This window comes from Mycobacterium sp. E2238, assembly GCF_001672665.1.
Classification (GTDB): domain Bacteria; phylum Actinomycetota; class Actinomycetes; order Mycobacteriales; family Mycobacteriaceae; genus Mycobacterium.
Genome location: NZ_LZKF01000161.1, coordinates 40,097 through 50,840 on the forward strand (window position 1 = coordinate 40,097; position 10,744 = coordinate 50,840).

The 10,744-nt window shown below is 67.7% G+C and carries 8 protein-coding genes and 1 pseudogene; 4 read left to right on the forward strand and 5 right to left on the reverse strand.

Annotated features, from left to right (window positions below; translation table 11 throughout):
• Nucleotides 1-56 precede the first annotated feature (56 nt).
• From A5711_RS14395 to A5711_RS14405, 3 genes are all read left to right on the forward strand, one after another.
• Nucleotides 57-1,763, forward strand: a complete 1,707-nt coding sequence (locus A5711_RS14395) for an acyl-CoA dehydrogenase family protein (RefSeq protein ID WP_067947560.1) — start codon at nt 57-59, stop codon at nt 1,761-1,763.
• Between the two features lie 109 nt (nt 1,764-1,872).
• On the forward strand, nt 1,873-2,565 hold the full coding sequence (locus A5711_RS14400; protein ID WP_067947561.1) for a TetR/AcrR family transcriptional regulator: 693 nt from the start codon (nt 1,873-1,875) through the stop codon (nt 2,563-2,565).
• Entirely contained in the window at nt 2,562-3,503 is a 942-nt protein-coding gene (locus A5711_RS14405; protein WP_067947562.1) for a R2-like ligand-binding oxidase, read from the forward strand. Before A5711_RS14400 ends, A5711_RS14405 begins: the two co-directional genes overlap by 4 nt.
• Nucleotides 3,504-3,508: 5 nt before the next feature.
• On the opposite strand, the gene A5711_RS14410 is transcribed toward A5711_RS14405, so the two are convergent.
• Entirely contained in the window at nt 3,509-4,927 is a 1,419-nt protein-coding gene (locus tag A5711_RS14410; protein ID WP_067947564.1) for an NADP-dependent succinic semialdehyde dehydrogenase, read from the reverse strand.
• A 79-nt stretch (nt 4,928-5,006) separates the two neighbouring features.
• Here A5711_RS14410 and A5711_RS14415 point away from each other — a divergent pair, with 79 nt between their 5' ends.
• Nucleotides 5,007-6,653 carry an acetolactate synthase large subunit gene (locus tag A5711_RS14415; protein WP_067947566.1) on the forward strand — a complete coding sequence of 549 codons (1,647 nt, stop codon included), beginning with the start codon at nt 5,007-5,009 and terminating at the stop codon, nt 6,651-6,653.
• 1 nt (nt 6,654) lies between these two features.
• Here the strand turns inward: A5711_RS14415 and A5711_RS14420 are convergent, their stop codons facing one another.
• The 4 genes and pseudogenes from A5711_RS14420 to A5711_RS14435 form a co-directional block, all read right to left on the reverse strand.
• Nucleotides 6,655-7,026 (reverse strand): hypothetical protein, encoded by a 372-nt coding sequence (locus tag A5711_RS14420; RefSeq protein ID WP_156673352.1) that lies wholly within the window; start codon nt 7,024-7,026, stop codon nt 6,655-6,657.
• 51 nt (nt 7,027-7,077) lie between these two features.
• A complete protein-coding gene (locus A5711_RS14425) occupies nt 7,078-7,506 on the reverse strand; it encodes a hypothetical protein (RefSeq protein ID WP_067947569.1) in 429 nt (142 codons plus the stop codon).
• Nucleotides 7,507-7,634: 128 nt separating this feature from the next.
• Nucleotides 7,635-9,077: a lipase maturation factor family protein gene (locus A5711_RS14430; RefSeq protein ID WP_067947571.1), complete on the reverse strand. Its 1,443-nt coding sequence runs from the start codon at nt 9,075-9,077 to the stop codon at nt 7,635-7,637.
• A gap of 87 nt (nt 9,078-9,164) precedes the next feature.
• Nucleotides 9,165-10,744: pseudogene (locus A5711_RS14435) on the reverse strand (hypothetical protein); the annotation flags it as partial.

Here is a 10,744-nt window from a genome sequence, read left to right on the forward strand (position 1 = left end):
CCGGCGGTGCAGTACCGTCACCCTCGTCCGAACCGGAACCCCGCGGGAGCCCCGTCATGCTGCTCAATCCCAACCATCTGCAACGTCAATATCCAGACCGTCGCTCGGGGGAGATCATGGCCGCGACGGTGGACTTCTTCGAGTCGCGGGGCAAGGCGCGGCTGAAGTCCGATGATCACGAACGGGTGTGGTACTCAGACTTTTTGGACCACATCGGGCGCGAGCGCATCTTCGCCTCGCTGCTGACGCCGTCCGAGTACGGTGCCTCAGAAGCGGATGCCTGCCGCTGGGACACCTACCGGATCAGCGAGTTCGCCGAGATCGTGGGCTTCTACGGGCTGAGCTACTGGTACCCCTTCCAGGTCACGGCGCTGGGTTTGGGCCCGATCTGGATGAGCGACAACACCGACGCCAAGCGCAAGGCCGCCGCGCAGCTGGAGGCCGGCGAGGTGTTCGCCTTCGGCCTGTCGGAGCAGACCCACGGCGCCGACGTCTACCAGACCGACATGATCCTGACGCCGTCGGAGAACGGCTGGGTCGCTAATGGCGAGAAGTACTACATCGGCAACGCCAACGTGGCGCGGATGGTCTCCACCTTCGGCAAGATCGCCGGATCTGACGAGTATGTGTTCTTCGCCGCCGACTCCCAGCACGACCGGTACGACCTGATCAAGAACGTGGTGAACTCGCAGAACTACGTCGCCAACTACGCGCTGCGCGACTACCCGGTCACCGAGGCCGACATCCTGCACCGCGGTCCCGGGGCCTTTCACGCCGCGCTCAACACCGTCAACGTCTGCAAGTACAACCTGGGCTGGGGCGCGGTCGGCATGTGCACCCACGCCATGTACGAGGCGGTCACCCACGCCTCCAACCGCGTCCTGTACGGGACCGTCGTCACCGACTTCAGCCATGTGCGGCGGCTGCTCACTGACGCCTATCTGCGGCTGGTCGCGATGAGGCTGGTCGCCACCCGAGCCTGCGACTACATGCGCGGCGCCTCGGCGAATGACCGGCGCTACCTGCTGTACAGCCCGCTCACCAAGGCCAAGATCACCAGCGAAGGGGAGCGGGTCGTCATCGCGCTGTGGGACGTGATCGCCGCCAAAGGGGTGGAGAAGGACACCTTCTTCGAGGCCGTGACCCGCGAGATCGGTTTGCTGCCAAGGCTCGAGGGCACGGTGCACATCAACATCGGGCTGCTCGCCAAGTTCATGCCCAACTTCCTGTTCGCCCCCAACGCCGACCTGCCGATCATCGGCCGGCGCGACGACGCGGCCGATGACACGTTCCTGTTCGCGCAAGGACCGACCGGGGGTCTGGGCAAGGTGCGCTTCCACGACTGGCGGGCGCCGTTCGACGGCTTCGGGCACCTGCCCAACGTGGCATTGCTGCGCAAGCAGATCGACGTGCTCGCCGACATGCTGGCCAGCGCGACCCCCGATGCCGCGCAGCGGCGGGACGTCGACTTCGCGTTCGCCGTGGGCCAGTTGTTCGCGACGGTGCCCTACGCGCAGCTCATCCTCGAGGAGGCCGCGCTGTCCGACGTCGACGAGACGTTGATCGACGAGATCTTCGCCGTGCTGGTCCGCGACTTCAACGGCTATGCCGTGGAGCTGAGCGGCAAACCCGCGACGACGGACGACCAAGCCCGATTCGCGACGCGGATGATCCGCCGCCCGGTGCACGACCCCTCCCGCTATGCGCAGATCTGGAAGGAGCACATCCTTCCCCTCAACGGCGCGTACCAGATGCGGCCTTAGACGCGAACGCCACGCTGGCGTGATGCTCGGCCGCAAGCGATGCGCCTACCCTTGACTGTGACGCAGCTCACCGTAATATGACCAGTGGTCATCGACGTTAGGGGGCGCATTGCCAACGGTGACTTGGGGGCGGGTCGACCCCGCCCGACGGGCGGCGATCATCGAAGCCGCGGAACACGAGTTCGGGGCGCACGGGTTCTCCCGCGGCAGCCTCAACGTCATCGCGCGGCGGGCCGGTGTCGCCAAAGGCAGCCTGTTCCAGTACTTCGCGGACAAGCGCGACCTGTACGCCTTCATCGCCGACATCGCCAGCCAGCGGGTGCGCGCGTACATGGAGGACCGCATCCAGGAGCTGGACCCGAGCCGGCCGTTCTTCGACTTCCTCACCGACTGGCTCGACGCGTGGGTGGCCTACTTCGCCGACCACCCGCACGAGCGCGCGCTGCACGCCGCGGCGACCCTCGAGGTCGACACCGAAGCCCGCGTCAGCGTGCAGAACGTCATCCACCGGCACTACCTGGAAGTGATGCGGCCCCTCGTTCGGGACGCGAAGGCGCGCGGCGATCTGCGCGCCGACTCGGATACCGACGCGCTGATGTCGTTGCTGCTCTTGATCTTTCCGCACCTGGCGCTGGCGCCCTACATGCGCGGCCTGGACCCGATCCTCGGGCTCGACGAACCCACCCCGGAGCAGCCGGCCCTGGCCGTGCGCCGGCTCGTCGGTGTGCTGGCCGCCGCCTTCGCGGCGTCAGCGCGCCCGCCCGTCCAGTCAGCCCCACAACGATCCGAGGAGGTCTCATGACACGCACGCATACGAACTCGATGGTTCGAGGGGGACTCAACTGGGACAGCCTGCCGCTGCGGTTGTTCGCCGGCGGCAACGCGAAGTTCTGGGACCCGGCCGACATCGACTTCTCCCGCGACCGCGCCGACTGGGAGCAGCTCTCGGAGGACGAACGTCACTACGCCATCAGGCTGTGCGCGGAATTCATCGCCGGCGAGGAAGCGGTCACCGAGGACATTCAACCGTTCATGTCCGCGATGCGGGTCGAGGGCCGGCTGGGCGACGAGATGTACCTGACGCAGTTCGCGTTCGAGGAAGCCAAGCACGTTCAGGTGTTCCGCATGTGGCTCGACGCCGTCGGCGTCACCGACGACCTGCACCAGTACCTCGACGACATCCCCACCTACCGGACCATCTTCTACGAGGAGCTGCCCGACTGCCTCAACGCCTTGTCGGTCGACCCGTCACCGGCCGCCCAAGTGCGGGCCTCGGTCACCTACAACCACATGGTCGAAGGCATGCTGGCGCTCACGGGCTACTTCGGTTGGCACAAGATCTGCGTGGAGCGCGGCATCCTGCCCGGCATGCAGGAGTTGGTCCGGCGCATCGGCGACGACGAGCGCCGCCACATGGCGTGGGGCACCTTCACCTGCCGTCGCCACGTCGCCGCCGACGATGCCAACTGGGGCGTGTTCGAAACACGCATGAACGAGCTCATGCCGTTGGGGCTGCGCCTCATCGAAGAGGGCTTCTCCCTGTACGACCCGATGCCCTTCGGCCTCTCGGTGGACGAGTTCATGCAGTACGCGTCCGACAAGGGCATGCGGCGCTTCGGCACCATCTCCAGCGCGCGGGGGCGGCCGCTCGAAGAGATCGACCTCGACTACTCTCCGCTGCACCTGGAGGACACCTTCGCCGACGAGGACGAGAAGGCCCTGGCGGCCGCGTCCGCCTGAGGCGGTTACTCGACCTTGCTGCCGCCGGCTGCGTCCCCGGCGTCGACGTCGCCGACCCACACGGTCTTGGCGTTGACGAAGGCGCGGATACCGAGGCCGGCGAGTTCGCGGCCGTAACCAGACCGCTTGACGCCGCCGAACCCCAGCTCGGGGTAGGACACCGTCATGCCGTTGATGAAGACCTGGCCGGCTTCGATGTCGTCGATGAAGCGCTGCTGCTCGGCCTCGTCGTTGGTCCAGGCGTTGGAGCCCAGCCCGAACGTGGTGGCGTTGGCGATCTCGATCGCTTCATCGATGTCCTTCGCCCGGTACATCGACGCCACCGGGCCGAACACCTCTTCGGTGTAAAGCGCCATGTCCTTGGTGATGTCGGTGACCACCGTCGGCGGGTAGAACCACCCCGGGCCGTCGAGCGGCTTGCCGCCGAGCCGGATCGTGGCGCCCTCCGCGGCCGCGTCGTCGACCTGCTTGGTGATGTCGTCGCGGCCGGACTCGGTGGCCAGGGGCCCGACGTCGGTGTCCGGGTCGGTCGGGTCGCCGACCTTGAGCGCCTGCATCCGCTCGGTGAACTTGTCGACGAACGCGTCGTAGATGTCGGTGTGAATGATGAACCGCTTCGCGGCGATGCAGGACTGGCCGTTGTTCTGGACGCGCGCGGTCACCGCGGTCTTGGCGGCCTCGTCCAGGTTCGCCGACGGCATCACGATGAACGGGTCGCTGCCGCCGAGCTCGAGCACGGTGGGTTTGATCTCGTCGCCGGCGATGGCGGCGACCGACTGCCCGGCCGGCTCGCTGCCCGTCAGGGTGGCGGCCGCGACCCGCGGGTCGCGCAGGATGCGCTCGACGGCGCTGGACGAGACCAGCAGTGTCTGGAAGCAGCCCTCCGGGAACCCGCCGCGGGCGATGACGTCGGCGAGGTAGAGCGCGGTCTGCGGGACGTTCGAGGCGTGCTTGAGGATGCCGACGTTGCCGGCCATCAGCGCCGGTGCGGCGAACCGCACCGCCTGCCACAGCGGGAAGTTCCACGGCATCACGGCCAGGACCACGCCGAGCGGTTGGTAGCGGGTGTAGGCCCGCTTGGCGCCGACCGCTTTTGCGTCGGCCGGCTCGTCGGCCAGCAGCTTTTCGGCGTTCTCCGCGTAATAGCGAAAGCCCTTGGCGCACTTGAGCACTTCGGCCTTGGCCGACTTCAAGGTCTTGCCCATTTCCAGGGTCATCATCGCGGCGACGTCGTCGGCCTCTTTTTCCAGCAGATCGGCGGTGGCGTTTGCCCACCCCGCGCGCTGGGCAAAGGTGGTGTTATGGCGGTAGTCCTGGAACCGGGCGTAGGCGGCGGCGATGGCCGCGTCGACTTCTTCGTCGGTTGCCGGGGTGAAGGTTTTGACTGTCTCGCCGGTAGCCGGGTTGATGGTGGCGATGGGCACGCTGACATCCTTCGCTTCGGGGTTGATAAAAGTTCCAACACCCAGCCTGCCACTATCGTTCCCTCGAGGGAGGTGCCGGATGAGTAAAGCCGCCGAGCTGATGGTCAAGTGCCTGGAAAACGAGGGCCTTTCCGTGGTCTTCGGGCTGCCGGGGGAGGAGAACATCCGCTTCGTGCAGGCGCTGGCGTCGTCGAGCATCCGCTACGTGCTCACCCGGCACGAGCAGGGCGCGGCCTTCATGGCCGAGATGTACGGACGGGTGACCGGCCGCGCCGCGGTGGTGTCGAGCACCCTGGGGCCGGGCGCGATCAACATGCAACTCGGCGTGGCCGACGCCACCACCAACAGCACCCCGTTGGTCGCGATCTCCGCGCAGGTGGGCCACGACCGGGAGTTCAAGGAGTCGCACCAGTACGTCGACCTGGTGTCGATGTTCGCGCCCATCACTCGGTGGGCGGCCGGGGTCCCCACGGCGCGGGCCATCCCCGAGATGTTCCGCAAGGCGTTCAAGGTCGCCGAGACCGAACGCCCGGCGGCGGTCTACCTCGCGGTGCCCGAGCACATCGACGCCGACGAGACCGACTACGACCTGACGCCGTTGCCGCGCAACGTCGTCCGCCCCGATGCGCCCGCACCCGGTCAGGTGGAGCGTGCGGTCGACATCCTGCGCCAGGCGAAGCGGCCGGTGGTGCTGGCCGGGCACGGCGCCGCCCGCGGCAACGCGACCGCGGCGCTGGTCCGGTTCTCCGAGCAATTCGGTATCCCGGTGGCCAACACCTTCCACGGCAAGGGCGTGATGCCCGACGACCATCCCAACAGCATCGGGACCCTGGGGTTCATGCGGCACGACTACGTCAACTTCGGCTTCGACAACGCCGACGTGGTCATTGCGGTCGGGTACGAGCTGCAGGAGTTCGACCCCGTCCGGATCAACCCGCAGGCGGACAAGAAGATCATCCACATCCACCGGTTCCCGGCCGAGGTCGACGCGCACTATTCGGTGGACGTCGGGATCATCGGCGACATCAGCGCCTCGTTGGACGCATTGACCGACGGGCTCGACGGCCACGCCTACGAGGCCGATCCCGAGGTGCCCGGCCACGGCCTGCTGGCCGAGGAATTCGCACGGGGGCAAGAGGATTCGCGCTATCCGCTCGCTCCGGCGCGGGTGGTGGCCGATACCCGCGCCGCGCTGGGCCGCAGTGACGTCGTCCTGGTGGACACCGGCGCCACCAAGATGTGGATGGCGCGGCTCTACCCGACGTATGAGTGCAACACCTGCCTGGTATCAAATGGGTTGTCCACCATGGGGTTTGCGTTACCCGGCGCGCTGGGTGTCAAGTTGGCGCGTCCCGAGTCCAAGGTGCTGGCGGTCGTCGGGGACGGCGCGTTCCTGATGAACTCGCAGGAAATCGAGACCGCCGTCCGCGAGCGTATACCACTGGTCGTGCTGATCTGGGACGACGGCGGTTACGGCCTGATCGAGTGGAAAATGGATCTCGAGCTCGGCGCCCACTACTACGTGAAGTTCGGCAACCCCGATGTGGTGACCTACGCGGAAAGCTTTGGCGCCAAGGGGTATCGGATCAACAGTGCGGAGGAACTGTTGCCGACGCTGCGGGCCGCACTCGACGACGACGGGGTGTCGGTGATCTCCTGCCCGGTCGACTACTCGGAGAACCTGCGGCTGACCGACCGGCTCGGCGAGCTGGACGAGACGCTGTAATTCACGGGCACATCCAGGCGAGCGGCGGGCAGACGCCGGTGTTGGGCGGCAGCCGTAATCCCGGCGGCTGTCCCTGGACCATCAGGGCGGGCAGGCCCGAGTCGGGCGCGAAGTAATAGGTGTGGCAGACGTTTCTGTCCCAGTCCGGCATCCGCCGCAGTTCGCCCAGGTTCGGGCACCACATCTGGCTGCAGATGTGTGAGGTGTAGCAGCCCGGCGGTCCCTCGGGCGGGGCGCACTCCGGCGGCTGGTTGCCGCCGTTGTTCGTGGAGCAGACGGCGTGGGCGGTGCCGGCGCCCAGCATCAGGTCGGCGGTCCACAGGAAGCCGGAGAGGGCCAGCACCGTTGCCAACCCTACGAGGGCTGTTCTCATGCTCGACTCCTTTACCGTGGCGTAAGTCCTTTACAAGAAGGACATTTCGCGTCAGGGCACCTGCCTGAGTTGAAGGTGATTGGTCTGTTGATATCCCGGTGGGTGGCCGCAGGCCGGCACGTTATACGTCAGGGTGCTGGTGCCTTCCAGGGTGTTCGGATCCCACGTGTCGTGGTACGGCTCATTGGGACCGGAGCTACCGTCGGCACACCGGATGGCCCAGGTGCCTTCCATCGTCCATTGCCCGTTGATCAGCCGCGCCAGGGCAACGGCCTGTCCACCGGGTGTGGTTGCCACCGAAGCGCATCCGTCGCCGCAGGGTGTGAAGTAGTAGTCGCCGGACATCGCCGAGCCCCGAGGGGTTGTCGAGGTCCAGGTGTAGTGGCCGCTCATCGTCGTGTCGGCCCACGCGGCACCCGCGGTGCCGACAGCCAAACCGGCGAACATGGCGGCTGCGGCGATCATCCGTGTGGTGGCCATGGTCTCATCCTCCTGCTGAGCTAATACCTACGTAGCTCACAGTGACCGCTATACACCGTCGACGTTCAGTTCGATGGGCATTTGGCAAACTTTCGCACCCTCGCCCCACGATGGCGGCACGGCCTCGGTCAGCCGTGCTGTGACGTCGCCGTCTTCAGCGCCAGCGGCCGGACGTAGCCACCGATCAGTGTCCGATGCCACCAGGCCCGCTCGCGGCGCAGTTCGGCGGGGGTGGTGAAGCGATACTCGTAGAGCTGCGCACGCACATAGCGCGGTGGTGAATCCGGAAATGGATTGTGCCGCAGCAGGCGCAGCGTGGGCCGATCGTTGCGCAGCAGCCGCTGCAGAAACGGGGTCAGCCATGGCTGCGCGTAGCCGGGCGAGATGGCGGCGAACCACATCAGCCAGTCCAGGCGCAGATGGTAGGGCGCCCACTGGCGCGGGAGCCGGCGCACGCCGCCGGGCTTGCCCTTGAATTCGTATTCTTTCCACACCGTCTGGTCGCTGAGGCGGGTGTCCTCGGTGCCTTCGATCACCACCTCGCGGCGGACGCGCCCGATGCTGCCGAACGCGCCGTAGGTGTTGACGAGGTGAAAAGAGTTGAACGACATGTTCATTCGCTGCCGCGAGGACAGCATGTTGCGCACCGGCCAGTAACTCATGAACAACACCGCCGCCGCGAACGCGATCACCAATGCGGCGAACCACACCGGCGTCGCCGGGAACGCCGGACGATCATGCAAACCAACCGAACCGACCCATGAGTCGTCGATCGCGCTGAACGCCAACAAGATCGTCACCCAATTGAGCCAGGCGAAGTTACCGGACGCCACCAGCCACAGCTGGGTGACGACGATGATCGCGGCGGCGATGCCGGCCACCGGTTGTGGCGCGAACAATCCGAACGGCACCACCAGCTGCGAGAAATGGTTGCCCGCCACCTCGATTCGGTGCAGCGGCCTGGGCAGATGGTGGAAGAACCAGCTCAACGGCCCGGGCATCGGCTGCGTTTCGTGGTGATAGTACAAACACGTCAGGTCGCGCCAGCACGGATCGCCCCGCATCTTGATCAACCCGGCGCCGAATTCCACTCGGAACAGCAGCAACCGGGCCATCCATAAGGTCAGCACCGGCGGCGCCACCTGGTCGTTGCCGAGGAAGATCAGCAGAAAACCGCTCTCCAGCAACAGCGATTCCCACCCGAACGCATACCAGGTCTGACCGACGTTGACGATCGACAGGTAGAGCACCCACAGCGCCAGCCACATCAGCATGGCCGCCCAGACGGGCACCGCATCTGCCGCACCGGCGACGATCGCCGCTGACAGCGCGGCGCCGAACCAGGAAACCGCCGAGAACAGGCGATCGGAATAATGCAGATGAAACAGGCTGGGCGCCCGCCAAAACGACTGCCCGGCCAAGAACCGCGGAATCGGCTGTAGGCCGTGCTCCCCGATGAGCGCCCGGAACTGCGCCGCGGCCGCGACGAACGCGAGCAGGTAGACGACCGCGGTGCCCCGCTCGAGCACCAGTCTGCCGAGCCAATATTCGGGAGCGGAAAACCAGCCCATGGCCGTAACTCCTTGGACGGTGGCGGTCACACATACCCGCATATCCAGTCAAGCAGCCGGTAAACCGTCAGCCAATACCCCCGACCGCTATTCGTCGCGGGCGCGGCCCGCCGCATCGCCCATCGTCACCGCGGAAACGGCGACCACCGCGAGCGAAATCAGCGCCAGCAGCTGAACATTCGCGGAATGGCCCGCGTAGCCGTCCACCGACCGCCAGGGATGCCGCGACAACATCGCGCCGGCCAGGATGAGCCCGCCCGCGCTCAGGACCATCGTGGCCCCGTCCACGCGCCGGCGGCGCAGCGCGTACCGCAGGCCCAGGGCGCCGCCGACCACCACGACCCCGACCACGCCGGCGATCACCGCCCCGCAGGCCAGCACCGCGACCGCCGCCCACGGCCCCGGCCGCCACGGCTGGGCGGGCGCGTCGTCGGCCGGCCTGCCTCTGGTGCGCCACAGCGCGAGCATGGCCAGTAGCGGCAGCAAGGCCAGCCCCAACCCCAGCCCCACCCGGTACGGCGCGTTGGACGGGAAGGTCAGCGTGATCGTGCCGGGATCGCCCGGCGGCACCACCCAGCCCTGCTGCCACCCGTTGACGGCGACCGGGGTCAGCCGCGCCCCGGCGCTGGTGCGCGCCACCCATCCGGGGTTGATGCTTTCCGGGACCACCAGCACCCGCGACGTGGCCGACGGCGGAGCCTGCACCTCGCGACGGTCCGGGCCCCACACCCGCCACGCCGGAACCCCGACTGGGCCGGGCGCGGCGGCGGCCGCGGCCGGCGGGGACAGCGCAACGCCGTCGACGACGAACTGGGCGCCCGGGCTGATCAGCAACTCCTGCTGCCCCGCCGGCAACGCGATCGGGTCGCGGTCGCACGCCCGGGCCGCAACGGGCTCGTCGTCGAGCAGAGCGCCGACGGTGGTGCTGATCGACGTGTGCACGAACCGTCCCGCGACCGCGATGACCGGGCCGTGATCGCAGTCGACGGCGATCTCGCGCGTGCGATCGCGGGCAGCGTCGGCGGGCGCGATCGGGGTGCCGTCGGCACCGAGCACCGACAGCTCGGCCACCCCCGGCGGCTTGAGCTGGTCGAAACCCAGCGCGTTGCGGTCGATGACGTCTTCCCAGTCCAACAGGCTGACGGTGACGCTGTCGGTCACCCGGGGATGCAGTGGGAGTGTCTGCGGTTCACCGGGCTTCAACGCGTGCACCTGCGGGCCGTCGCCCAGGTTGACCGCCACCATCGTCGGATGGGCGGGCAACGCCGACCGGCTCGGCGCCAGCCGGAGCGCGGTGACCTCGGTGGGCCGCGGCAGGGTGAGCGTCAAGGTGGGCGGGGTCTTGTGCTGCACCACCCGCTGCGGTGCCGTCCATGCCGTCGCCGGGTCGCCGTCGGTCGCCGCATACGCCGAGCCGAGGACGTCCACCAGGTCGGAGTCGCCCCGTGCCCTGGTGGTGTTCGGCTCGGCGAGCAGGTCGGCCAGCTTGGGCCCCTGCCGCGGCCGCACCCACACCAACGGGGTCACCGACATCGGTGCCGGAACGGTCAGCGTCCGGCTGAGATTGACCGGCTCTTCGGGTGTCAGCGCCATGGACGGCGCGCAGCGCACGCCCTCCGGCGTCGACGCGCATCCCGGCCTGCCCAGCAGCTCGGAACCCAGGTCCC